Genomic DNA, 22,284 nt, shown 5'->3' on the forward strand with positions numbered 1-22,284 from the left:
GCGGGTAAGTATCCCGTTAGCGAGCAATAATCAGCAATCAACAATCAGCAATTACGCCGCCGCAAAGCTACATCTTATCCGGCGCTAGCGGGTTTTTTTCGAGGGCAGTGAGGCGGCGCTCCAATTCGGGTAGGCGGCGGTACACGGCGGCGGCCCGTAGGTTGTCTTTGAGGTTGAAGGCGGGGTAGCCCTGGAGTACTTGCCCCTCCTCGCGCACCGATTTCTGCACGCCGCTTTGGGCGGCCAGGGTGGTGCGGTTGGCCAGCACAATGTGGCCCACCAGCCCTACCTGCCCGGCCAGCACGCAGTAGTCGCCTACCTTGGAGGAACCCGAAATTCCCGTTTGGGCCGCGATAACGGTGTGCCGCCCAACCTCTACGTTGTGGGCCAGCTGCACCAGATTGTCGATTTTAGCGCCCTGGCGCACCAGCGTGCTGCCCATTGTGGCGCAGTCCACGGTGGCATTGGCCCCGATGCTCACGTCGTCTTCCAGCATCACGTTGCCAATCTGCGGAATGGCCTTATAAGAGCCATCGGGCTGCGGGGCGAAGCCGAAGCCGTCGGTGCCCACCACCGCCCCGGCCTTAATGACGCACCGCTGGCCGATAACCGTATCCGCATAAACTCTGGCCCCGGCGTGGATAACGGAATTATCACCGATGCGCACCCGGTCGCCGACGTAGGCGTGCGGAAAAATCAGCACGTTCTCGCCCAGCACGCAGTTTTCGCCGATGTACGAAAATGCCCCCCGGTAGTGCCCGGCCCCAATAGTGGAGCCCGCACCCAGAAAGCTGGGCTGTTCCACGCCGCGCCGGCCCGTGCGGGTCGTTTGCTGGTAAAATTCGAGTAGCTTGGTAAAAGCCGAGTATGGGTCGGCTACCCGGATGAGGGCGGCCCCTACCGGCTGCCGCAGCACCAGCTCGGGGCTCACGATAAGGGCCGTGGCGCGCGTGGTGTACAGGAAGGGCTCGTACTTCGCGTTGGCCAGGAAGGCGAGCGCGCCGGGGCCGGCTTCCTCAATCTTGGCCAGGGTCGAAACGGTAGCGGCGGAATCGCCCTCCACGGTGCCGCCCACAACCTGGGCAATCTGGGTAACGGTAAACTTCATAAGGAGCAAAAGTACGGGCGCGCGCGTTACCCTATAGTAGCCCATTCGGGACCCTGATAACCGGCCAGCCTTGCCCGTAGTAGCGCCACCAGTGCGGGGTTCTGGAAGGGGTAATTATCGGGAATACGCAGGTTGATAAGCGGCTTGCCTTGCAGGGCCGGCCCAAACTTGGCCTGCTGGCGGGGGAGGGGGGTAGGGCTGGGCAAGGGCAATTGGATTTTATTGCAAGAAAAGGGTAAATTTCTATTATCGCCAATGCTTTGATTAGATTACTTTTACTGAAGTATCTGGCTAAAACGATGGCCGGATTCTACCAATCGGAAAGGCTTGGCCTTTAGTAATTTATCCCACCTACACGTTGCATGCTTATGTATAGTTCTTACTTTTCCACTCCACAACTGCCTGCTCGCTGGCTAGCCGCGCTCGCGCTGCTGCTGGCTATGTTGGTGCCCGGCCGGGGCTGGGGCCAGGCGGCCACCACCATTCACCTCGAAGCCGAGAGCGCCCTGCTCTACGGTCCCACACTCTCGACCGCTACCGCCGGCTACATGGGTACCGGCTACGTGGAGGATTTCTCGAATGGCGGCGATAGCATCGTCTTCAAGTTTCCCGCGCAGGCCAGCCGCTACAACCTGACCATTCGCTACGTTGCGCCCGGCACTACCCGCCTGACGACGGTGCAGGTCAACAGCGCCCCTGCGGCCAGCAAGAGCCTGCCCGTGTCGGCAACCTTCGCCTCTACCTCGGTGGGAGGCTACCAGCTGGTAGCTGGTCAGAACAAGGTAGTTATCAGCGCTAATCAAGGCTATTATGGCATTGACTATATCGAGCTAACGCCGGTAGTTGTTACCCTGGTGCCCCTGGTGAACAATCGCCTCGAAGCCGAGCTTGGCGACCGGGCGGGTGCCACAACCGTAGCCACTACTCCCACCGGCTTTTCGGGCACCGGCTTCGTGACGGGCTTCACCAACAGCGACGCGGATAACGTGAGCATCAACTTCAACCTGTCCACGGCGGGGCTCTACCAGGTGACTGTCGGTTACACCTCGCCCTACGGCCCGAAAGTGGCCAATGTGACGATAGACGATTCGAAATCGACGGTGGCCTTCACGGGCACGACCAGCGGGGCCGACTTCAACTCGGCCGATGGCGGGAAGGTGCTGCTGTCGGTGGGCATGCACACGATTGTTATCGGGGGTAACTACGGCTATTATGGCATCGACTACGTGCAGCTGACCCCCACTATGGTGTCGCTGCCCGCCAAACCCCCTAAGCAGCTTACCGACCCGCTGGCCACGCCCACGGCCAAAGCGCTGCACTCGTATCTCGTTGATTTATACGGTACTAAAACCCTATCGGGCCAGCAAGATGACCAGTATGGCAACAGTGGCTCGGAAGTGAAGTACGTGCTGGCTACTACCGGCAAGGAGCCGGCCATTGTGAGCATGGACCTGCTCAACTACGCCTCGGCAGCCGTAGCGAAGTACGGGCCGGCTACTGACGCCGAGCGCTACCTCACCTGGAGCCCGAGTGGCAATGGTCGCGGCATCACCGCCCTGATTTGGCACTGGCGCGCGCCCGCCGACAACGTGACCTCCGCCAACCCGAACGGTGACCCAGGCGGGGCTTTTTACACCGTCAATACGGCCTTCAACTTCAAGGCCGCTCTGGCCGACACAACTAGTGTAAACTACCACTTGCTGCTGCACGACATGGACTTGATTTCTGTGCAGCTCCAGAAATTCCAGGCGGCAGGTATTCCGGTGCTGTGGCGGCCGCTACACGAAACGCCCGGCACGTTCTTCTGGTGGGGCAACCAGGGCCCTGATGCGTTCAAGCAGCTCTGGCAGCTCCTGTACAACCGCCTGACGGTGCACAACCACCTGCACAACCTGATTTGGGTGTACTGCGCCAACGCCATGCCCGACCCGACCTGGTACCCAGGCGACGCCTACGTAGACGTAGCCGGCGACGACATCTACCAATCCAGCGCGACGCCCGACCCCAACGTGAACATCTCGGGCAACTGGACCGCGATGCAGGCCATGGCCCCCAACAAGCTGATTGCCCTCACCGAAACCGAGAGTCTGGTGAACCCCGACCAGGAGCGCGGGTACGCTACGTGGTGGTCGTGGTTCTGCGCCTGGCAGGGTAGCTACATCCGCAACCAGCCAGTGGCCTTCCTCAAAAGCTTGTACACTGATGCTGATATCATCACTAAGGACAAGCTAATCGACTGGACCAGTGCGGCACCATTAGCTGCTCGCAGCGGCGCGGCCGCCACGGCCGCCGGCCTCAGCGTGTACCCCAACCCCAGCCAGGGCAGCAACCTCAACGTGCGCCTGAATATGGCTACCGCCCAGGAAGCCGGTGTGGAGCTGATTAACCCCCTGGGCCAGCGCGTATTGAGCCTGCATACCCGCCTGCAAGCCGGCGACAACCAGTTGCAGCTACCCTTGGTAGGTGTGGCGGCCGGAATTTACCAGCTGGTAGTGCGGCCGGCCGGCCAAGCCACCCTCAGCCAGCGCGTGATGGTAACTAACTAGTAAACAGAACATTATTATTTGAAAAACCCGTTAGGAGACTAGTTTTCCTAACGGGTTTTTTCATGATGTTAGTACTCAAGAAGATACTTTTAGGCAAGAAAATGTTAATTTTCTATTACTCTTAACAAGCTGATTGCCATAATTTTACTACCAGAAATCAGCATCATTCTGTCTGAATTACATCAGACGAAGGCCCTGTATTCTAAGTAGTTAACTAAGTACTCCATTTACCTTTTAACCCCACCCCCATGTTGCACACCTACTCCCGCGCTTCGGCGCACACTTTGCTCAAGGCTACCTTGGGCACCCTCGGCTTTTGCGGTGCGCTGCTGGCCACCTCGACGGCCCATGCGCAAGGTTCAACTATTAAGATTGAAGCAGAAGCCGCAACCAATACCATTGCTGGCGCTGGTCTTACGGTGGATATGACGTTGACCCCATATTCAGGCACGGGCTACCTTAATTTTAATGGCAATTCTCCCGCTAATAGCCTGAAAGTGACGATTCCTGTGACTGTTACGACGGGCGGAGCTTACAATCTGGTTATTCGTTACGAATCACAGTACGGCACTACCCAGGCAGGCTACGGTAAAGTTGGGGCCTACACCGTTAATGGTGGCCCACTTAATCAGGTGTACTTTAACGGGACGGCTCCGGGTATTGGGACGGCTAATTTCAAAAGCACTTCCGCTATTCAGATAGCGCTTAATTCCGGGGCTAATAGTATTGTAATCTCAGATAACGGTTTTGGCTACTTTGGTGTCGATTATATCACGCTGACCCCGGTTACGGCAACAGCGCCCCTCATCCCTAGCACAGCCGGGCGAGTAGAAGCAGAAGCCGGCCAACTGAGTTACTTACAGTCCCTGGTACATGACGATGAGACGAGTCCTTATTCGGGAACAGGATATGTATCGACCTTTTCAACAGCTAATCCTTCGCCCAGCGCCATTGTACTACCCGTTACCGTAGCTACCGCTGGCCTGTACCAGGTTGCCGTGGGGGCCCGAGGCCAATTTGGTGGTAAAAGCTTCGACACGCAGGTGGCAACCACTGCCTCACCCGGAAGCAAGCTGACTACCCCGCTCCAACTGACTGACCCTGCCGCCGGTAGCCCCAATCCTTTCGTCTCTTACGTAGTAGGAAAGTATATGATGATAGCTGGTACTAACACAATTACCCTCTCCAGTCAGACCAGCTACCTCGATATAGACTACGTGGACATCACGGCGACTACCGGCGTAGCCACCGCTGCCCGCGCCAGCGCCGATGCCCAGAAGGCCCTCTCGGCCTACCCCAACCCGACCAACGGTCAGGCCCTGAATGTGAGCTTGGAGCTAGCTAATGCTCAGGAGACCACCTTCGACCTGGTGAATACCTTGGGCCAGCGCGTGAGCACCACTACCCGCAGCCTGCGCGCCGGTTCCAACCAACTGCAACTGCCCACCGCGGGCGTAGCCGGCGGCCTCTACCAACTGGTAGTGCGTAGCGGCGACCAGCCTACCCTGGTGCAGCGCGTAGTAGTAAACTAAGCGCCACCTGCTCAAGTAAAAAGAGGTCCCCGGCTGATGCCGGGGACCTCTTTTTGTTTCGGGGGTAGGGTAGTAAAAGCGTGGCACCGTTTAGGATGTAGAGACGCGACCCTTCGCGGCTCTCGTCGCGTGAATGAACCCTGATGCCGAGACACGTGAAGGGTCGCGTCTCTCGGCACCAGGGTTCCCAACCTACTGAACCTGGTAGAGCTGCGGCTTATCGCTCTCAAAAATTGTCAGTGGGTCTTGGTAGAAGCTTAGGAAGCCGGGCACGCTGGCATGGCCGGGGTAGGGGGCGTAGAAGTGACCGGTGTGGGCATTGCGCCACACCATGAGGTAGGCAATGCGGCGGGCCTGCGGGTCGGCTTTAAGCTGACCTAGCAGGTTGGTATCGAACCAGTCGGGTACGGTCAGCTTCTCCAGGCCGGCCTCGGTGAGCGCCGGAATTTTATGGCGCTTATCGGCCTCGCCCACAATGGCCGCCAGCGTCGTCACGCCCTTGTTGGGGGTCTTCACGGTGTTGAAGTCGCCGTAGTCATCGAAGCCCAGCACGTCCACGTAGCCATCGCCGGGGTAGCGCTCGAAGTAGGCGGCCATGTCGGGCACGCGGTCGGGCGAGTAGGCAAAGAGCAGGTTATGCACCTGTTTGGTATCGCGCAAGTACTTGATGGTGAATTGCCAGAGCTGCGTAAACTCGGCCGTGGTGCAGTGCCGCCGGCCCCACCAGAACCAAGAGCCCGTGTGCTCATGAAACGGCCGGAAGATGATGGGCACCGCCGTGCCATCGGGCGTTTGCAGACCTTTGAAATAGTCGGCCGCGATATCAAGCGCCTTCAGGTAGGCCGCGTGGTGGCTACCTCCCGGCAAGATGGCCGATACCACGGCCGTGGTGTCGTAGAAGTTCTTGCCGGTCACGAAGTTGTCCATGTGCCAGCAATAGGTATTGAGGCCGCCGCGCTGGTAGGCATCGAGCACCAGTTGGCGGTGGCGGCGCAGGGTGGTGTCGGTGGCGGCGTTGCGGCCGCGCAGGGTGGCGTTCACCACTTCGGCCACGTCCCAGCCGTACACCTCCGGGTTCGAGCCGCACACGCTTTTTACGTCGCTGCGGTCGGGCTCGTCGTGCCAGCCGATGCCGTACTGGGTAGCATCCTGCTGCCCGAACAGGATGCCCTGGCCCTGCAAGCGGCGCAGGTTGTAAAACAGTGCCTTGGTTTGAAAAGTAGCTTGCTTGTCAACTACTTGCACGGGGTAGGGAAAGCGACGGCCGGCGGCCGGCTGGCCCGTGCGGGCGGTGCCGCAGCCGGCCAGCGCCAGCGGCGCGGCCAGTAGCAGCGCTGCCCAGCCAGGATAATTTTTCATGCGTTACGGATTGGTGGTCAGCTTGGAAAGGAGCTCGGCGCGCACGCCTTTATTGGTCATTTTCACGGGCAGAATATCGCCGTTCTTCGCAAAGTGCATTTCATCCAGGCACACCTCGCGGTGGTTACCCTCTTTGTCGCCGAGCGGGTGGCGGTGATACACGATGTACCAGCGGTCGGTGCCCGGCACGTTCAGCACCGAGTGGTGGCCCGCGCCGGTGCCCACCCGCAAATCCTGCTGCAACACCTTACCTACCCGCCGGAACGGCCCGAAGGGAGAATCACCCACGGCGTAGGCTACCGAGTAGTCGGCCCCCATCCAGTCGCCCTCGCTCCACATGAAATAATACTTGCCTTGGCGGCGGAACATCATCGGCCCCTCCACGTAGCCCTGGGGCGTAATGGACTTGAAAACCGTGCCGTTGACAGCGGGTACGAAGCCCGTGAAATCGTCCTTGAGCCGCGCGATGTTGCAGTGCCGCCAGCCGCCGTACACGAGGTAGTACTTGCCGTCTTTATCCTTAAATACGAATTGGTCGATGGGCTGTGCGCCGTTCTCAAACTTGCCCACCAGCGGGTGGCCCAGGTAGTCTTTAAATGGCCCAGCCGGGTTATCGGCTACCGCTACCCCGATGCCGCCGCGCTGCTGATTATTCTGGATATCATTAGCCCCAAAAAACAGGTAGTATTTGCCGCCTTTGGCCACGATGGCCGGGGCCCACACGGCCCGGCGCGCCCACTTCACGTTGGCCGTGTCAAGCACGTGCTGGTGCTTGGTCCAGTGCACGAGGTCGGGCGAGGAAAAGGCATCCAGGTACACCTGCTGGGCGTAGGCTTTGCGCACGCCCACTGGCTCGCTGGCCGGGTAGGTGTCGCCCACTACCGCCGACAAGGTGGGATAAATCCAGTATTGCGACCCAAAAATGGCGGCTTCCGGGTCGGCGTACCAGCCGGGGAAAATAGGGTTGCCCGAAGTAGCGGGGGTAGGGGCCGGCCTGGCACTCTGCGCCACGACCGCGCCGGGACCGGCCAGCAGGGACAGCGCGAGGAAAAGCGGCTTTGTTTTCATGCTTTATGTAAGCTTCAGACGAATAATAAGTTGGGCTTCAGTAGAACGGTCATGCTGACGACAGGAAGCATGACCGTTCTACTGAAGCCATCCCACCACCAATTACACCAGCGTTACGGGCGGCGTCACGAGCGCTCCTACCGGCTGGCTGCCGCGCGTGCCGTACCAGGCCACGTAGGCGTAGCAAACCACGGGTAGCGCCAGCGCCCAGCGCAGGCCCGGCCCGTCGGCCACCGCCCCGAAGAGCAGCGGTACCAGCGCCCCGCCCACAATGGCCGTGCACAGCAGCCCCGACGCCTGCTCGGTGTGGCGGCCCAGCCCGGCCACCGCCAGCGTGAAAATGGTGGGGTACATAATCGAGTTCATCAGGCCCACCGCCAGCAGCGTCCACATGGCTACCGAGCCGGTCGTGCCCACCGAGATGCCGATGAGTAGTATTGCGCCCAACGCAGTGAAAGCTAGTAGCTTACCGGGAGAAAATTTATTTAGCAAATACACCCCGGCGAAGCGGCCCACCATTGCGCCAAACCAATAGAAGAATACCATTATTCCGGCAGCAGATTGCTTGTTTTGCAGAATAATAAGTTTTTGCAGACCAACACTCGCTATCATCTTTTGGACGTAAGAAAGTAGGTTCAGCATGACACTATCCATACTAATATAACTAACTAGGTGCGAGCCAATGGCTACCTCAGCTCCCACGTACATGAAAATGCCTAGTACGCCTAGCAGCAGGTGGCGATATTGCCAAGCGCTAGCACGGGTAGTAGCGGTAGTGTCGTCCTCGGCAGGCTCTATCTGTGGCAGGTTTACCCGGCTCAGCAATAAGCTAATAAGCAGCAATATGCCGCCGATAAATAGGTAGGGCACCTGCACGGCCCGCACGTCAATGCTGGCGGCCGTAGTAGCATCTGTCAGCGCGGGCAGGCTGCTTAGCAAAAATAAGCTGCCCAGCACCGGTGCCAGCGCAGTCCCAAACGAGTTGAAAGCCTGCGTGAGCGAAAGCCGCGCCGAGGCTGACCGCGGCGGCCCCAGAATAGCCACGTAAGGATTAGCCGCCACTTGCAGCAGCGTAATACCCGAAGCCAGCACAAACAGCGCCCCCAGAAACAGCCCGTAGGCGCGCTGCTCGGCGGCGGGGTAAAACAGGAAAGCCCCGAGGGCCGCCACCACGAAGCCCAGCAGCATGCCGCGCTTGTAGCCCACGCGCGCCACCAGGCTGCCCGCCGGAACGCTCATCAGAAAATACGCCCCGAAAAAGCACAGGTTAATCAGGTTGGCCTGGGTGTAGCTGAGCTGAAAAATGGCTTTCAGGTACGGAATGAGGATGTCATTCAGCGACGTGATAAAGCCCCACAGAAAAAACAGGGTGGTAACGGCGGCCAGGGCCGAGCCGTAGCGGGGGGTAGGGGAGAGGTCCGTACCGGCGGCAGACCGGGACGGAACGGCGGAAATAGGAACGGCCATTGATGGGTGGGGAGGGTAAACTGGCCCCTAAGATATCCGCTACCGGCTCGCCACTCTCGCGGGAGGCCGGGGAAGTATTCGTTTTTGTTGGGAAAATACCAGAACTGACCCGTGCTTAGGCCCGACCTTCGCGTTGGCGGAAGCCACTTTTCCCCCTCTTTGCTCATGCGTATTCTTTTCTTGCTCCCGCTGGCCGCGCCGCTGGCTTTGGCCGCGCCGGCCGCCCAGGCCACCGTGCGCCTGCCCGCGCTGGTGGGCAGCCACATGGTGCTGCAGCGCGACCGCCCGGTGCCCGTGTGGGGCTGGGCCGCGCCCGGCGAGGCCGTTAGCGTCACGTTTCGGGGCCAGGCCTACCCCGCCTCGGCCCCCGATGCCAGCGGCCGCTGGCAGGCCACGCTGCCGCCTACCCCCGCCGGCGGCCCCTACGAGCTGGTGGTGAAGGGCCAGAATACCCTTGAGCTGACCGACGTGCTGGTGGGCGACGTGTGGCTGGCCTCGGGGCAGTCCAATATGCAGTTTAAGGTGAAGGACTCGTATCCGGGGGGCTACCAGCCGGTGCAGGATGCCGACCAGGAAATAGCGGCCGCCAACTGGCCCCGCATCCGGTTCTTTACCGTCAATCAGGCCGCGGCCTATCGGCCCCAGGCCGAGGCGGCGGGTACTGGCTGGCAGGTGTGCAGCCCCGCCACGGTAGCCGGATTTTCGGCGGTGGCGTACTTTTTTAGCCGCGGCTTGTACCAGCAGTACCAGGTGCCGGTGGGCGTGGTGGTGAGCAACTGGGGCGGCACCCCTGCCGAAGCCTGGGTGAGCGCCGAGGGCCTGCGCGAGCTGCCCGAGTTTGGGGCGCGGCTGGCCGCTTTTGCCGCCAAAACCACCAGCCTGAGCGACGACCAGCACGCCTACGACACCCAGCGCCGCGAGCGGCTGGACAACAGCCGCCGCTACGATAAAGGCTACCTGCTTGGCGGTCAGACCTGGGCCGCGCCCGACTTCGATGCCCGCGCCTGGCCCACCATGCCGCTGCCCGGCCCCTGGGAAACCCAGCCCGGCTTGGCGACCTACGACGGCGTAGTGTGGTTTCGGAAGGAAATTGACCTGTCCGCCCGCTTGGCTGGGCAGCCGCTCACGTTGACGCTGGGCAAGGTAGAAGATGCCGACAGCACGTATTTCAACGGCGTGAAGGTGGGTAGCGGCCACGACCGCGACCAGCCGCGCAGCTACGTGGTGCCGGCCGGGCTGGTGCGCGCCGGCCGCAACGTTATTGTGGTGCGGGTGCTGGATAGGGGGGGTAGTGGCGGTATCGGGGGCGAGCCCGCGCAGTTGGCTTTGAGCGGCGCGGGCCAGACGCTGCCGCTGGCCGGCCCCTGGCAGTACCAGGTGGGCCTACCCCCCCAGGACCAGCCGGTGCCGCCCGTGCCCGGCGGGGCGCAGATGGCCCCGGCCACGCTCTACAACGCCATGATAGCGCCGCTCCAGCCCTTTGCCTTCAAGGGCGTTATCTGGTACCAGGGCGAAACTAACGTGGAGCGGGCCGCACAGTACCGCACCCTGTTTCCGGCGCTCATCACCGATTGGCGGCAGCATTGGGGCAGCGAGTTGCCCTTCCTGTTCGTGCAGCTGGCTAATTTTCAGGCTGCCCTACCCCAGCCCGCCGAGTCGGACTGGGCCGAGCTGCGCGAGGCGCAGGCCGGGGCGCTCCGGCTGCCCCGTACGGGCATGGCCACAGCCATCGACATCGGTAATCCCGATGACATTCATCCCCACAACAAACAGGAGGTAGGCCGCCGCCTGGTCCTGGCCGCCCGCCACGTCGCCTACGGCGATAACCAGCTGACGTACAGCGGCCCCACCTACGCCAGCATGACGGTGGTCGGCGCGGCCGTGCGCCTGAAATTTACGCATCTTGGCACGGGACTAGATGTGAAAGGCCCAACGCTGCACGGCTTCGCCGTGGCCGGGGCCGACCATCAGTTTCACTGGGCCACGGCCCGCATAGTGGGCAAAGAAGTGGAGGTGCAGAGCCCCGAAGTGCCCCGCCCCGTGGCCGTGCGCTACGACTGGGCCAGCAACCCCGACGGCAACCTCGCCAACCGCGCCGGCCTGCCCGCCCCGCCCTTCCGCACCGATACCTGGCCGGGTATCACGGAAGGCAAGAAGTAGGGTGCGGGGCTCGCCCCCGCCCGTCAACGGTGCGTGCCTGTTTCGTTCAACGCCGGGCGGGGGCAAACCCCGTATCCGACCGCGCTATAACCTGACTAGGCTTCTCTGGGAGTGTTATAGCCCGTAGGTAAGCCGCTATAAACCGCTGGAACAGGGCGCTTTTAGCCAGCAGCAGCTGAAAGAGGAAGATACTCGTCAGCGCCGTGGTAATGCCGGCCAGCACATCCAGCACGTAGTGGTGGCTGTTGTAGACGGCCGCGAACCAGATGCCCAGCATTACGGTCACAAAAAACAGGTTGAACCAGCCCAGGCGGCTCTTGATGGCGTAGTACAGCACCAGTACCGGGTAGGCCGAATGCATGGAGGGCATGGCCGCGAAAACGTTGGAATTCTTCTTATAGAGCGCCTCAAATAAGCTGATGCCGAAGTACTTATCGAAGCCGGCCAGGCCAGCCGTGCTGCCCACCGTGAGGGGCTGAAACCGCAGGCCATACTGCTGCACGTACCACGGCGGCGCGGCCGGGTGCAGGTAATAAAGGACGAACCCGAACAGATTGGCCAGCAAGAAAGTCAGGGCAAACTCCAGAAACAGTCCGCGCCGGGTAAAATACAAATAGCCCGCGAAGAGTATCGGCACGGGTATCCAGCAGAGGTAGAAGGCCCCGGCCACCACGTCGAGCAGCGCAGACTTGTGTAAGAGCCAGAACTCGTTGGGTGTCAGGACCTGGCCGTGGTAGGAAATTCCGAACAGGCTTTTCTCCGTGAAATAAAGCGGGGCCACGTCCACCGCCCGGAAGGCGTAATTGGGAAGCACCTTCATGTAATCGTACAAGACCCAATAAACCAGGAAGATGGAATACCCGGTGATGAGCCGCCGCGTGACGCCGGACGCGAAGTAGCAGCCATTGACCAGCACTACCAGTACCAACTGCTCGGAGTGGAAGCCCAGCAGCCGGTAGGAAAGCAGCGCGTAGGCCAGCGTAAAGGCCGGCACGAGCCAGGTAGCAGCGGTGCGACGGGCGGGGCGGGTCGCGTCGGGGGGGGTAGCAAGCATAAGCAGCGAAAGGGGGGTAGGGCCGGGCGGCGCTACACGGTCAGGCGCTTGGACACGGGCGCGTGGGTGGCGGTATTCAGCCCTTGCAGCTCAATGTAGCGGACATTGGGTACCCAGAACGTGCCACCCTCGATGCGCAGGTACACGCGCTCCAGCTGAATCTGGGTGTTGGCCACGGTCACGAACACGTGAAAGGTGTTGTCGGAGCCGGACTTCATGAGGTAGAGCGGTATTTTGCCATAGGCGGCAAATTTAAGCTCGTATTTATTTGGAGCTAACTTCTTGGAAGTAAAACCGTAGGCAAAGTGGCGCTGAATAAAATTCAGCGGCTTGCGCTGGCCCTGCTCCTGGTAGCGCAGCCAGAAAATGTTGATGGGCTCGTCCTCGTTTAGCTGCCCGGCCTCGTTCACATTCAGCTGGTAAACCACCGTGTTGGTATTGGGGTCGCGCTGCAAATAAAAGAGCTGGTGCGCAATGCCGCTGGGCACCGGAAACGTGAGCATGGGCTGCGGCTGCTGCGGAGCCGCTTCCAGCGCTAAGCTGCTGCACAGCAAGCCAATAAGTAGTGCCGCCGCCGCCTGGGAGGGGGGTAGGGATACGGCCGCCGCGGCTTCCCGTGCGTGTAGCGCTTGCTTGGCCTGGCGCAGGCGCGCTACGGCCGTGATGTTGGCCAGCAGGGCCAGCACCGCAATCGGAAATGTCAGAATCGACATCGTTTCAAACACGTGAAACGGGATGCCCGGCACGAACAGCTTGTAGTCGCCGCCCAGCCAGGCCGAGCTAACGCCGCAGGCCAACGCGCTCACACCCAGCAAAACAACCCGCTCGGGGCGCTGCATCAGGCCGCCCTTGCACTCCACGCCCAGGCCTTCGGCGCGGGCGCGGGTGTAGCTCACCATCATCGAGCCGATGAGGGCAATGAACGCGCACAGCGAGCCCAGCAAGTAGTGATGCGCCACCAGGTAGTAGCAGATACCCATGAAGGTAAATAGCTCGCTATACCGGTCCAGTACCGAGTCGAACAGCGCGCCGTACGTGCTTTTCATGTTGCCGAGCCGTGCCACCTGCCCATCGAGCATATCGAACAAGCCCGCGAACAGGATGAGTGCGCCGCCCCAACCCACGTAGCGCAGGTCGCCGCGGTTGCCCTCCTCGCCACCCACGATAAACAGCACTGCTACCCCCACATTCAGCCCAAAGCCGGTAAGCGTCACCGCGTTGGGTGTGAAGCCCAGCCGAATCAGCAGCCGCACAAACGGATTGATAATCTTATAGATACCGCCTTGCAGCGCGGTGCGGAGGGCATCGAATGTCATGCAAATCAGCGCGTTAAAAATCAAACTTAAACCGGCCCCGGATGCCCCACTCCGCCACGTTGGGGTTGTCCAGGTACGTGAGGCGGCGCACCAGGTCCACCCGAAACAGCTTAAAAATATTAGCCAAACCTACGCTGGCCTCGGCGTAGGGCTGGCTGCCCAGCGAGAACGCGATGGGCTGGCCCCGGCCCAGGTCGGCGCGCAGGAACTCGAATAGCTCGGGGTGCAGGGCGGGGTTGTTCTGGTCGCGCAGGCCACCGTAGAGCAGCTTCAGGGAGGCTACTTCGCGCAGCTTGAGCCGCCGCAGCAGGGGTAGCTTATTGAAGATGAAGCCGTTGAAATTATGGTCCAGGAACAGGCTGGCGTAGTGGTCGCTCGAAAACTCCAGAAAGTTCATCAGGTTGTACGACTGGAGCTGGTACGAAAACGTTTGGTTGGCGCGGTGAATGTCGAGCAATGGAAACGGCACCTGCCCGAACAGGTTACCTGCTTCAAACGTCACGTCGGTGTGGCCTAGCTGCGAGAAGTAAAACCGCTTGCTGAAGTTGAAAACCAGGTTTTGATACGTATACTCGCCGCCCAGCACACCCTTAAAACCCGCGTTGAGAACGAGGGTATAAATGGGCGCGGGGCTGATAATGGGCGTGCGGTAAAGCTTGCCCTGGTAAAATTTCTCGCGCGGGGCCCAGCGTAGCGTCAGGCCCAGCTCGGTGGTGCGCAGGCCACTAATCACGTGCTCCTCCCCACCCACGTAGTTGCGAAAATACAGGCCGCCAGCCGGGCTTTGCAGCCAGTTTTTGAAGCCCAGCGCGTAGGAAAAATGGTTGTTGAACTCGTGCAGGTAATCGAGGCGCGCAATATCGTTGTACAAATACTTGTCATTCAGCCCGCGCTTGAAGGAAAGCAGGAAGTTATCCTCCTGCACGAATTGCAGCTCCTGCCCCGGAATCTTGGTGTCGCGCTGAAAACTAGCTCGGATAAAGTTCTGCGGAAACGTGTAAATCGACTTATTATTAAGCGAATACGTCGAGCTGAAGAAGTACTTCCACTTCTCGTCTTTAAAGCCGTAGGCCCCGTAGGTTTCGAAATAAATGCGCTTGCTGAAGTCCGGTGTCGTCCTACCCCCCACCCGCAGCCGGAAGCCCTCCACCGGGTTGAAGCTGTAAAAAGTATTGGACGGCCCCACGTCAATCGGCCCGAACGCCTTATAGCCCGAAAACAGGAACGTAGCCAGCGTGAGCGTGCGCTGAAACGACTTGATAGTCTGGAGGGTATCGATGTTTTTGTAAATCGTGCGCTCGGTCAGCGTCAGGCTATCGGGCCGGTTGCGCTGCCAGTAGGCCAGGCCGCGGCCGGCGCTACTATCGGCCACCACCACCGCCGGGCCGGCGTAGAGGCTATCCGGCTCAGGCTGCCCAATGCGGTACTTCTCATAGATGACCGTGCGCTCGCCAAAAAAGCCGGAGCCCTTCTGCGTCAGGCCAAACTCAATGTCGAGCACGCTCTTGCGCAGGTGGTAGCGCCGGTCGGGGTTCAGGGCAAACTCCAGGCTGGCACTGAAGTTCTTTACCAGGTTGAGGTTGATGCGCTTATCTACCCCCAACTCGGCGCGCTGCACGGCGTAGTTGCCATCCATTGTCACGTAGAGCTTGCCTGTGAAGAGCAAATCGCCGCGGTTACGCGGCCCAAAGCTCAGCTCGATGAGTTGCGGCACATGCTCCTTGAGCGTGTCGGTGATGTAGTACTGGTAAAACGTGGGGCCGCCGTTGGCAATCGGGCTCAGCAGCTGGTTGCCGAGCAGGCTCACGTTATTATCGTAGATGTTGATGTCCTGATACATCCGGTTGAAGTAGGTGCTCAGGCCATCATTATCAATAAAATGCTTGTCGAATTGCACCTGCTTGCTACCCAGCACCACGGTTTTGAGCGCGGGTGGGTCCTTGCGGTAGTACTCCCGCGCCAGCTTTTCTTCCAGGTACACCGGCAAAATGTTCACCCCGCCCACCGCCGTTGAGTCCTGCTGCTTGAACAGGAACTGGTAGTTGCGAAATATCTTCTTATTCTTAAATTTCTCGGATAAGTTGCTGAAGGAGAAGGCCATCTTCTCGTATTTCTCATATTCTACGTAGGGGTAGCTCTCGGGCTGGTTTTCGGCGCGGTGGGCAATAATCTGCCGGATAAGCTCCACGGCGGGGTTATCCTTGTTCTTGTAGCGCGGCGGCTTGATACCCTTGATAACCACCTCGTTGAGCTGCGCCGAGGTGGTCGCCAGCTGCACGCTCAATTCTACCGGTGCGCCGGGCACGAAGGTGCGCGTCACCGGCCGGTAGCCCAGGTAGGTAAAAATCAGGGTGTTGTACTGCGCCGGCACTTGCAGCGTGAAGCGCCCTTGCTCGTCAGTATTAACCCCAATGGTAGTTTGCGGCACGGCCACGCTCACGAAGGGTAGCTTCTCTTTCGTCCGGGCATCGGTCACTACTCCCCGCACGGTAGTCGTCTGGGCCAGGATTGGTCCCGCCAGCAGCAGCAATAGCCCGAGCAGCCCCACCGGCCCCCAAAGGTCACTATGCCAACGCCTTATCATTTTCTAAATACAAAATAGAGCTGCAAAAAATAGTTAAACCCGATGCCTACCACCAGCGATACCAGCACTTTGCTAGCCAGGTAATTGACGTGCAATCCTTGGGTAAACACATAAACGCCCCCGGCGTTCAATCCCATACTGCCTAGCCACACTAAAAAATAGCGCCCGCCCTGCGCTGACGCCTGCTGGTTCGGGGCCTGAAACACATAGTGCCGCCCCAGGTAAAAATTAACCAGGCCCCCGGCCGCGTTGCCCAGCGCCGTGGCCAGCAAATACCAGCTGTGCAGCCCCTCCACCAGCGCGACGGTGACCAGGAAATCGACGGCCGTGCCGGTCGCGGCGGCGGCCTGCGCCCGCAAAAACCGATGGGTGCCCGCCACGCGCCTAGAGGTAGCCCCGCCGCACGCCGGCCCGTAGCAGCAGGTTAGTATAGAGGCCGGCCAGCACGTCGTCCATCATCACGCCCGCGCCGCCCGGCAGCTTCTCCATATCTCTGATAAATAAGGGTTTGGCGATATCAAAATACCGAAAAAGCACTAGCCCGGCCAGCAGGCGCAGTCCCGTCACGGGTACGCCCAGCATACTCACCCACATCCCCGCCACTTCGTCAAGCACGACCCGCGAGCTGTCTTTGCCCCACTCGGGCTCCACGCGCTCGGCCGCCAGCGTGCCGCCGGCCAGCAGAGCCAGCGTAAGGCCGGCCGCCGGCCAGGGCCGGTGCGTGGAGCCGCTGGCGCGGCTCAGGTACAGGGCCAGGCCGCAGGCCGCCGCCGCTACTGTGCCGCCGCCCTTCACGTACCCGATGCCCAGCACGCTGGCAAATTGCTTGAACACTTGGTTGATGATTAGAAGGGTTTGGGGGTAGGAGGATGGGAGGGTAGGGGAGCCGCCGGTAAGAGAAAGGACTTTTTAACTGAATTTTTCTACCTCCCCCTTTCCCTGCTACCTCCAAACCCTACGCTGCTGGGCCATCTTGGTACGCCTCCTCGCTGGCGGCGGTCACGGGCTCCTCGCCCATGAGCAGGCGCAGGGTGTTGTGCAAGGTCACGTACTGCTTGAAAATGTCGTGCTCGGGCCGCAGGCCGGGCTCGGTTTGGGGTGATTTGAGGTAGAACGAGAGCCATTCCTGCACGCCCGACATGCCAGCGCGCTTGGCCAAATCCATAAACAAGGCTAGGTCGAGCACCAGCGGGGCGGCCAGGATGGAATCGCGGCAGAGGAAGTTAATCTTAATCTGCATGGGGTAGCCCAGCCAGCCAAAGATGTCGATATTGTCCCAGCTCTCCTTGTTGTCGCCGGCGGGGGGGTAGTAGTTGATGCGCACCTTGTGGTACATATCGCCGTACAGCTCCGGGTTTTCCTCGGGGTGAAACACGCTGTCGAGCACGCTCAGCTTCGACACTTCCTTGGTACGGAAGTTATCGGGGTCGTCCAGCACCAGGCCGTCGCGGTTACCCAAAATATTAGTGGAAAACCAGCCCTTCACGCCCAGCGAGCGCACGCTCAGGCCGGGGGCCAGAATGGTTTTCATCAGCGTCTGGCCGGTTTTGAAGTCCTTGCCGGCCACCGGCGTGCCAGTAGTAGCGGCCAGCTCCAGCAGGGCGGGCACGTCCACGGTCAGGTTGGGCGCGCCGTTCACGTAGGGCACGCCCTCGCGCAGGGCGGCGTAGGCGTATATCATGCTCGGCGCAATGTCGGCCGCATTGGCCTTCAGGCCCGCCTCAAAGTTGGCCAGCGTGCGGTGCGTGTCGCTCAGCTCATGGTAGATTTCCGTCGAGCCGCACCACACCATCACCAGGCGGCTGCAACTGCGGGTGGCCTTGAATTGCCGGATATCGGCGATAACCTGCTCGGCCAGGTCGAGCTTGGTAGTGTAGGACTTCACGTGCGTTCCGTCCAGGTTTTTCACGTAGCGCGGGTCGAAGGCAGCCTTCATCGGTACCAGCGCCTCCATCTCGGCGCGCACGGGCTGCAAGGTCTTGTAATCCAGCACCCCGGCCTTCATCGCTGCCTCGTACACGTTGTCCTCATACACGTCCCAGCCCCCAAACTCAATGTCATCGAGGCTCGGCAGCGGCACAAAGTCCTTGATTTTAAGATTACCGGTCGCGGTGCGGATTTTACCCATCTGCGTGAGCGAGCCGATAGGCTGGCCGCTGCCTTTGCGCACGGCTAGCACGCCCGCAATTAGCGTCGTAGCTACGGCTCCCATGCCGGGCAGCAGGATACCAAGTTTGCCTTCGGCCGGCGCGAGCGGTGCTTTTTGTTCTCTCATGTTGAAGTGGTATGCGGTGCTGCGTGCAGCAGGGTGGGGTTATGGCTACCGATTTGGTGCAAAAAGACGGATAAAAATCAGAATTACCTCATCCGCGTCAGAAGCATATAACCAATTCGGGGCGCAAAGTTATCTGGAAGGCCGCATTTAACCCGTCGCGGCCGGAGCTGGCCGACTGGCCCCGGAGCCGGCGACCTGCGCGGGTCGCCCGCCCGTGAGCGCCCGTAACCGTTATTTGGGCCGGCAAGAACCCGCGCGAGGCCCCGGCGGCGGCCTGGCAGGGGGCTTTGTTGGAATTATTGAAAAATTTTAGCTTCAGTTATGATAAATCTAGTCAAACCAGCGGCGCTGTGGGTGGGTATGAGCGGCTTTGGCGCAGTCGCGCTGGCCCAGGCTCCCGGCCCTACCCCCCCCACGCCCGCCGACCTGGTGAACCCGCTGATGGGCACCGACTCGAAGCCCGATTTCTCGAATGGCAATACCTACCCGGCCATTGCCCGGCCCTGGGGCATGAATTGCTGGCTGCCCCAAACCGGCAAAATGGGCAACGGCTGGGCCTACCAGTACGAGGCTAATAAAATCCGAGGCTTCAAGCAAACGCACCAGCCCTCGCCCTGGATGAACGACTACGGCCAGTTTGCCCTGATGCCCGGCACGGGTAAAATAAAAGTGAGCGAGGAAGCCCGCGCCAGCTGGTTTTCGCACAAAAGCGAGGTGGCCCGGCCCTACTACTACAGCGTGTACCTGGCCGACTATGACCTGACCACCGAACTAGCGCCCACCGAGCGGGCGGCCCGCTTCCGCTTCACCTTCCCGCGCACCGATAGCGCCTGGGTAGTGCTCGATGCGCTGGATAAGGGCTCGATGGTGAAGGTGCTGCCGGCCGAGCGCAAAATCATCGGCTACACGACTAAGAACAGCGGCGGTGTGCCGGCCAACTTTAAAAACTACTTCGTGGTAATATTCGACCAGCCCTTCACGGCCAGCCACGTGTATGTGGATGAGCAGGAAGTTGCTGGTGTGCAGGAGGCCAGCGCTGCGCATACCGGCGCGGCCGTGAGCTTCCGCACCCGCCGCGGTGAGCAGGTACAGGCGCGGGTAGCTTCCTCGTTTATCAGCGCCGAGCAGGCCGAGCGCAACTTGCAGGAGCTGGGCACCGATGATTTTGATACCGTAAAGGAAAAAGGCCGCCAAGCCTGGAACCAGGCCCTGGGCCGGGTCGAAATAGAGGGCGGCAGCGAGGCCCAGCGCCAAACGTTTTACTCGTGCCTATACCGGGCGCTGCTGTTTCCGCGGCGGTTCTACGAGCTGGACGCGGCCGGCCAGCCGGTGCATTACAGCCCATTCAACGGCGAAACGCCGCCCGGCTTTCTCTACACCGATACCGGGTTCTGGGACACGTTTCGGGCCTTGTTTCCGCTCCTCAACCTGCTCTACCCCGAGGAAAGCGCCCAAATGCAGGCCGGCCTCGCCAACGACTACCGCGAGGGCGGCTGGCTGCCCGAGTGGGCCAGCCCCGGCTACCGCAACGTGATGGTGGGCAACAACTCAGCCTCGGTGGTGGCCGAAGCCTACCTCAAGGGCGCGCGCGGCTACGATATCGAAACGCTCTACCAAGCCCTGACCCACGATGCCAATAACGCCGGCCCGCTATCGGCCGTGGGCCGCGCCGGGGTAGCCTACTACAACAAGCTCGGCTACGTGCCCTGCGACGTGAAAATCAACGAAAACGCCGCCCGCACCCTCGAATATGCCTACGACGACTTTGCCATCTCGGAGCTGGCTAAGGCCCTGAAAAAGCCGCGCAAGGAAATTGACCTCTACGCCCGCCGCGCCCAGAACTACCGCCGGCTGTTTGACAAGCAAACCGGCCTGATGCGCGGCCGTAACCAGGACGGCTCTTTTCAGGTCCCCTTCAACCCTTTCAAGTGGGGCGATGCCTTCACCGAAGGCAACAGCTGGCAGTACACCTGGTCGGTGTTTCACGACGTGCAGGGCCTGATGAACCTGATGGGGGGTAGGGCGCGGTTCGTGGCCAAGCTCGACACGCTGTTCACCCTGCCGCCCACTTTCGACTACTCGTACTATGGCGAGGTGATTCACGAAATCCGGGAGATGCAGGTGGCCAACATGGGCCAGTATGCCCACGGCAACCAGCCGGCCCAGCACATTATCTACCTCTACAACTACGCCGGCCAGCCCTGGAAGGCGCAGTACTGGGTGCGCGAGGTGCTCGACCGCCTCTACCGCCCTACCCCCGATGGCTACTGCGGCGACGAGGACAACGGCCAGACGTCGGCCTGGTACGTGTTTTCGGCCCTGGGCTTCTACCCCGTGTGCCCGGCCAGCGACCAGTACGTGCTCGGCGCGCCGCTCTTCCCGAAGGCTACCCTGCACCTGCCCGGCGGCCACGATGTGGTGTTGCGCGCGCCCGCCAACTCGGCTACCAATCGCTATGTCAACCAGCTGAAAGTCAACGGCCAGCCGTATTCGCGCAACTATATCAGCCACGCCGCACTGCTGAAGGGCGCGACCTTGGACTTCGAGATGAGCGCCCAGCCCAACCAGACGCGCGGCACGGGGGTAGGGGATGCGCCTTTTTCGGTGTCGAAGCCGCAGTGAATTTTAATCGTCTGTCTTTGCGAGCATGTTGCCCTTGCTTGCTGCGCAACATACTCGCAAGGACAGGGCTCAGCTAGTGCCCGCTAGATAAATATCCGGTTACCCGAAAAATTACCCCGGAACTCCTTGGGCGTGCAGCCCTTGCGTTTCTTAAACGTGCGGTTGAAGTTGGAAATGTTGTTGAAGCCGCATTTGTAGGCCACCTCGGCCACGTTGTGAGTGGTATCAATCAGCATCCGGGTGGCGTGGCCCAGGCGAATTTCGTTGAGGCTGTCGATAAAGGTGCTGCCGATGCGCTTTTTGATAAAGCGGCTGAACGATGCCTCCGGCATGTTGGCCACCTTGGCCACTTCGGTGAGCGTGATGGGCCGGCTGTAGTTGGTGTTCATGTACTCAAATACCTTCTCAATGCGCCGGCTGTTGTAGTTAAATTGCTCATTATCAGAAGACGAGTCGGAAAGCGTGCGCATATTGCGCGACGTAGACAGGTCGTGCAGAATGGAGAGTAGTTCCAGCACCGAGTCGAAGCCGTTTTTCTGCTCCAGCTGTAGCAGCCGGGGCCGCAGGCGCTCAATCGTGTCGGGCGAGAACAGGATGCCGCGCTGCGCCTTATCAAACATGGTTTTGATGAAGCTGAGCTGATTGCGGCGCAGCAGCCGGTCCTCAAACAGGTCCTTGTGAAACTGGATAGTCAGCTCCGTAATATGCTCATTCTGACACTTATGCGTAAACCAGGCGTGATACAGATTGGGCCCTACTAGTACCAGTTCGGCGGACTCAATAACTTCAATATTATCGCCTACGATGCGCTTAGCCCCAGACGCGTTCAGGATGAGGTTCAACTCATATTCCTCGTGGTAGTGCAGCGGGAAATCGAATTTTTTCTTAACCCGCGAGAAGAGCGTGAAGCAGTCGCTTTGAGTAAGCGGCGTGATTTCGCGCATGATGTCCTGTTTCATGGGTGGGAAAGGGGATAAATAGTTTGAGTCAATAAAAGTACACTTTTTAGGCAAAATGCTATCAGCCGCCAGTGAACCGTTATTTAGACGCTATTTACAAAATTTAGCCTGATAAGCAAGCAATTGGCGTATAAAAAATTCATAATTACTTAATAATGCGCAAATCTGCTACAAGCAAAAGTCAGAATAGTATTACCAGGGAGGTGTCTTTCTCAGGACCTTTGTCTCGTTACA

At 60.2% G+C, this 22,284-nt stretch carries 16 protein-coding genes and 1 pseudogene; 5 read left to right on the forward strand and 12 right to left on the reverse strand.

Translation table 11 applies throughout. The features are described from left to right. Positions 1-67 precede the first annotated feature (67 nt). Positions 68-1,108: a UDP-3-O-(3-hydroxymyristoyl)glucosamine N-acyltransferase gene (lpxD, locus tag LC531_RS05150; RefSeq protein ID WP_223649242.1), complete on the reverse strand. Its 1,041-nt coding sequence runs from the start codon at positions 1,106-1,108 to the stop codon at positions 68-70. Positions 1,109-1,134: 26 nt separating this feature from the next. Continuing rightward, positions 1,135-1,314, reverse strand: coding sequence for a hypothetical protein (locus LC531_RS05155; protein ID WP_223649243.1), 180 nt, complete (start codon positions 1,312-1,314; stop codon positions 1,135-1,137). A gap of 162 nt (positions 1,315-1,476) precedes the next feature. On the opposite strand from LC531_RS05155, the gene LC531_RS05160 reads away from it, so the two are divergent. From LC531_RS05160 to LC531_RS22980, 3 genes and pseudogenes are all read left to right on the forward strand, one after another. Beyond that, positions 1,477-3,654: a glycosyl hydrolase gene (locus LC531_RS05160; protein WP_223649244.1), complete on the forward strand. Its 2,178-nt coding sequence runs from the start codon at positions 1,477-1,479 to the stop codon at positions 3,652-3,654. 248 nt (positions 3,655-3,902) lie between these two features. After that, positions 3,903-4,427, forward strand: a pseudogene (locus tag LC531_RS22975) (CBM35 domain-containing protein); the annotation flags it as partial. A gap of 378 nt (positions 4,428-4,805) precedes the next feature. Next, positions 4,806-5,186: a T9SS type A sorting domain-containing protein gene (locus LC531_RS22980; protein WP_416139046.1), complete on the forward strand. Its 381-nt coding sequence runs from the start codon at positions 4,806-4,808 to the stop codon at positions 5,184-5,186. A 192-nt stretch (positions 5,187-5,378) separates the two neighbouring features. On the opposite strand, the gene LC531_RS05170 is transcribed toward LC531_RS22980, so the two are convergent. The 3 genes from LC531_RS05170 to LC531_RS05180 form a co-directional block, all read right to left on the reverse strand. Next, complete coding sequence (locus LC531_RS05170; protein WP_223649246.1) at positions 5,379-6,545, reverse strand: glycoside hydrolase family 26 protein; 1,167 nt, start codon at positions 6,543-6,545, stop codon at positions 5,379-5,381. A 3-nt stretch (positions 6,546-6,548) separates the two neighbouring features. Next, entirely contained in the window at positions 6,549-7,613 is a 1,065-nt protein-coding gene (locus LC531_RS05175) for a glycoside hydrolase family 43 protein (protein ID WP_223649247.1), read from the reverse strand. A 102-nt stretch (positions 7,614-7,715) separates the two neighbouring features. Beyond that, positions 7,716-9,080: a sugar MFS transporter gene (locus tag LC531_RS05180; protein ID WP_223649248.1), complete on the reverse strand. Its 1,365-nt coding sequence runs from the start codon at positions 9,078-9,080 to the stop codon at positions 7,716-7,718. A gap of 165 nt (positions 9,081-9,245) precedes the next feature. Here LC531_RS05180 and LC531_RS05185 point away from each other — a divergent pair, with 165 nt between their 5' ends. Continuing rightward, positions 9,246-11,240 (forward strand): sialate O-acetylesterase, encoded by a 1,995-nt coding sequence (locus LC531_RS05185; RefSeq protein ID WP_223649249.1) that lies wholly within the window; start codon positions 9,246-9,248, stop codon positions 11,238-11,240. A gap of 46 nt (positions 11,241-11,286) precedes the next feature. On the opposite strand, the gene LC531_RS05190 is transcribed toward LC531_RS05185, so the two are convergent. From LC531_RS05190 to LC531_RS05215, 6 genes are all read right to left on the reverse strand, one after another. Then, complete coding sequence (locus tag LC531_RS05190; protein ID WP_223649250.1) at positions 11,287-12,294, reverse strand: phosphatase PAP2 family protein; 1,008 nt, start codon at positions 12,292-12,294, stop codon at positions 11,287-11,289. Positions 12,295-12,326: 32 nt separating this feature from the next. Then, on the reverse strand, positions 12,327-13,610 hold the full coding sequence (locus tag LC531_RS05195; RefSeq protein ID WP_223649251.1) for a DUF4833 domain-containing protein: 1,284 nt from the start codon (positions 13,608-13,610) through the stop codon (positions 12,327-12,329). Between the two features lie 13 nt (positions 13,611-13,623). After that, positions 13,624-16,194 (reverse strand): DUF5686 and carboxypeptidase-like regulatory domain-containing protein, encoded by a 2,571-nt coding sequence (locus LC531_RS05200; protein ID WP_223649252.1) that lies wholly within the window; start codon positions 16,192-16,194, stop codon positions 13,624-13,626. Next, the gene (locus LC531_RS05205) at positions 16,191-16,574 is read right to left on the reverse strand and encodes a GtrA family protein (protein WP_223649253.1); all 384 of its coding nucleotides are present in this window, start codon (positions 16,572-16,574) and stop codon (positions 16,191-16,193) included. Before LC531_RS05205 ends, LC531_RS05200 begins: the two co-directional genes overlap by 4 nt. Before the next feature lie 4 nt (positions 16,575-16,578). Further along, positions 16,579-17,028, reverse strand: a complete 450-nt coding sequence (locus tag LC531_RS05210) for a phosphatidylglycerophosphatase A family protein (RefSeq protein ID WP_223649254.1) — start codon at positions 17,026-17,028, stop codon at positions 16,579-16,581. A 121-nt stretch (positions 17,029-17,149) separates the two neighbouring features. Then, entirely contained in the window at positions 17,150-18,469 is a 1,320-nt protein-coding gene (locus tag LC531_RS05215) for an inositol-3-phosphate synthase (protein ID WP_223649255.1), read from the reverse strand. 360 nt (positions 18,470-18,829) lie between these two features. Between LC531_RS05215 and LC531_RS05220 the strand changes: the two genes are divergently transcribed. Beyond that, the gene (locus tag LC531_RS05220) at positions 18,830-21,091 is read left to right on the forward strand and encodes a GH92 family glycosyl hydrolase (RefSeq protein WP_223653863.1); all 2,262 of its coding nucleotides are present in this window, start codon (positions 18,830-18,832) and stop codon (positions 21,089-21,091) included. Between the two features lie 83 nt (positions 21,092-21,174). On the opposite strand, the gene LC531_RS05225 is transcribed toward LC531_RS05220, so the two are convergent. Continuing rightward, positions 21,175-22,050 (reverse strand): helix-turn-helix domain-containing protein, encoded by an 876-nt coding sequence (locus LC531_RS05225; protein WP_223649256.1) that lies wholly within the window; start codon positions 22,048-22,050, stop codon positions 21,175-21,177. Positions 22,051-22,284: the final 234 nt, after the last annotated feature.

The organism is Hymenobacter psoromatis (genome assembly GCF_020012125.1).
Taxonomy (GTDB): domain Bacteria; phylum Bacteroidota; class Bacteroidia; order Cytophagales; family Hymenobacteraceae; genus Hymenobacter; species Hymenobacter psoromatis.

Coding starts and splice junctions, on each gene's coding strand:
- LC531_RS05225 (WP_223649256.1), bottom strand. CDS start 22,050: ATGAAACAGGACATCATGCGCGAAATCACGCCGCTTACTCAAAGCGAC.
- LC531_RS05170 (WP_223649246.1), bottom strand. CDS start 6,545: ATGAAAAATTATCCTGGCTGGGCAGCGCTGCTACTGGCCGCGCCGCTG.
- LC531_RS05160 (WP_223649244.1), top strand. CDS start 1,477: ATGTATAGTTCTTACTTTTCCACTCCACAACTGCCTGCTCGCTGGCTA.
- LC531_RS22980 (WP_416139046.1), top strand. CDS start 4,806: ATGATGATAGCTGGTACTAACACAATTACCCTCTCCAGTCAGACCAGC.
- LC531_RS05215 (WP_223649255.1), bottom strand. CDS start 18,469: ATGAGAGAACAAAAAGCACCGCTCGCGCCGGCCGAAGGCAAACTTGGT.
- LC531_RS05185 (WP_223649249.1), top strand. CDS start 9,246: ATGCGTATTCTTTTCTTGCTCCCGCTGGCCGCGCCGCTGGCTTTGGCC.
- LC531_RS05200 (WP_223649252.1), bottom strand. CDS start 16,194: ATGATAAGGCGTTGGCATAGTGACCTTTGGGGGCCGGTGGGGCTGCTC.
- LC531_RS05220 (WP_223653863.1), top strand. CDS start 18,830: ATGAGCGGCTTTGGCGCAGTCGCGCTGGCCCAGGCTCCCGGCCCTACC.
- LC531_RS05175 (WP_223649247.1), bottom strand. CDS start 7,613: ATGAAAACAAAGCCGCTTTTCCTCGCGCTGTCCCTGCTGGCCGGTCCC.
- LC531_RS05180 (WP_223649248.1), bottom strand. CDS start 9,080: ATGGCCGTTCCTATTTCCGCCGTTCCGTCCCGGTCTGCCGCCGGTACG.
- LC531_RS05190 (WP_223649250.1), bottom strand. CDS start 12,294: ATGCTTGCTACCCCCCCCGACGCGACCCGCCCCGCCCGTCGCACCGCT.
- lpxD (WP_223649242.1), bottom strand. CDS start 1,108: ATGAAGTTTACCGTTACCCAGATTGCCCAGGTTGTGGGCGGCACCGTG.
- LC531_RS05195 (WP_223649251.1), bottom strand. CDS start 13,610: ATGACATTCGATGCCCTCCGCACCGCGCTGCAAGGCGGTATCTATAAG.